Source organism: Mesorhizobium sp. M7A.F.Ca.CA.002.04.1.1 (assembly GCF_004022805.1).
GTDB lineage: Bacteria > Pseudomonadota > Alphaproteobacteria > Rhizobiales > Rhizobiaceae > Mesorhizobium > Mesorhizobium ciceri.
In genome coordinates, this window is record NZ_RZPL01001032.1 from 1 (window position 1) to 1,408 (window position 1,408).

The following is a 1,408-nucleotide window of genomic DNA, read 5'->3' on the forward strand; positions in this document are numbered from 1 at the left end:
GGCCTCGGCAGCGGCCAAAGCGTTGGCGCTGCTTTGCGCCATGACAAAGAAATTGCCGCCACCGACAGCTTCCTTCGTCAGTCCGGTCGTTGCTTCGCACAGGAACTCGCCATCCATGACGGGAATACGCCAGAAATGCCTGTCGCCGATCTTCTTGGAGATTTGCCAGCCGCCGCCGAAATAACGCACTGCCGAACCGAGCTTGAGCTCGGCGCTGCCCTGCAGCCCGGCAAAGCAGGCGGAACCCGGCGAGGTCAAAACGCACTGGCCGACACGATTGAGCAGTTGTTTCTGCAATTCGTCCGTTCCCATCGCGAAAATCATGACGCGGCAGCCCGGCCGGCCATCCGGTGTGGCCGATGGCGGCAGGTCGAGATCGATTGCCGCTTCGCAGCCGCAACCGATCACCGAGGTGGCGAAGCCGGTCATTGTGATCGCCGCCTGGCGAGCCCATTTCCGGCTCGGCGCGGTGATGACGATGGCGGTTGCGCGCATGCCGAAGGCTTCCGCGAAGGTATCGTCGATCGTTACGCCATTGATGCTCATGTTCGGCATGGCACCTCGCCGAATGGCTGTTCGCGCGCAATCGCGGAATCCGGGAAATTAAACCAGTCCAGCGACAGGCCGTAGCGCTGCTGGTGATAGTCCTCGAGCCGTCGCACCATTGCCTTGTCGACAGGCGGCTTGAGCCTCAATGCCTTGCCCCAGCGGTAATGGATGATTTCCCCGTCTTGCACGACGAGATCGCCATCCTTGAAAACATACGCCGCCTCTCCGAGCATTTTGGCGATACTGCGGTCCCTGCGATAGACAGCGACGTCGGCTGTTGCGCCGGCGCCGAGATGGCCTCGATCCGTCAAGCCGAGCAGCTTGGCTGGCGCCGCGCGCGTCATGATGGCGATTTCCTCGAACGTGTATTCGCGGTCGATTGCGGCCAGGGTAGAGAGCACCAGGGCGGATCGTGAAAGTCCGGCGGCCATTTCGGCGCGCGCTTCCCGGCTCATCAGCAGTTCGAACAGCGCCGGATAGGCGGTAAAAGGTGCACCGTTGGGATGATCGGTGGTGAAGAACACACGCCAGGGATCGTCGATCAGGAGAAAAAGCTCGAGCCCGATCGCCCACTGCATCGTGCCGTAGAAGTCCTTGCCATAGCTGTAGGGCACGATGCCGCCGCCATTGCCGTCACCGTCATGAATGACGGTCTTTTTCGGGTGTGCGCTGCCACGCGCCGAAAACTGCCGCATGACGTCGGAGGAGACCGTGACCGTCTGGCCGAACATCACCTGGCCGATATCGATGGTGACTTCCGGCGTCGCGTTGACCAGTTCGGCAAGCCGTGCGGCGGCAGAGGAAAACCCGCGTTTTCCTTCCGTGCCATAGCCATAGAACTGGAGGTGGGCGAGATGCA

Annotated in this window: 1 protein-coding gene and 1 pseudogene; both read right to left on the minus strand. The window is 61.6% G+C overall.

The genetic code is table 11. The features are described from left to right. Positions 1 to 555 (minus strand): annotated as a pseudogene (locus ENZ75_RS31795) (formylmethanofuran--tetrahydromethanopterin N-formyltransferase); the annotation flags it as partial. After that, a partial coding sequence (locus tag ENZ75_RS31800; RefSeq protein WP_164888173.1) for an amidohydrolase family protein occupies positions 543 to 1,408 on the minus strand: 866 nt, incomplete at its 5' end. The pseudogene ENZ75_RS31795 and the gene ENZ75_RS31800, both read right to left, overlap by 13 nt.